The organism is Blautia sp. DFI.1.216 (genome assembly GCF_020594215.1).
Classification (GTDB): Bacteria; Bacillota; Clostridia; order Lachnospirales; family Lachnospiraceae; genus Blautia_A; species Blautia_A wexlerae.
In genome coordinates, this window is sequence record NZ_JAJDML010000236.1 from 1 (window position 1) to 252 (window position 252).

Sequence of the window (252 nt, forward strand, 5' to 3'; positions counted from 1 at the left end):
ATTTCAACGCAACTATTAATAGCTTCATTAAGTAATTGCGCCTCAAAGGACTGTTGCTTAAGTATCTCTCCTTTTGCGATTCGGTCTTCCAACACCACATTATCAAGGAGATATTGCAGCTTCTTTATTTCATATAGGTGTCTGACAATTTTTTCTGTATCATTAAAGTAGGCATAGACTATGGCTTTGCCTGAACTCGCAGACAGCTTCAATATGCAATCTTTAATATCCTCTAAAGGGAAAATCAGGTTT

The 252-nt window shown here is 36.5% G+C and carries 1 protein-coding gene; it reads right to left on the minus strand.

What is annotated here, in order from left to right; translation table 11 throughout:
- A partial coding sequence (locus LJE11_RS19570) for a hypothetical protein (protein ID WP_227296458.1) occupies positions 1 to 252 on the minus strand: 252 nt, incomplete at both ends.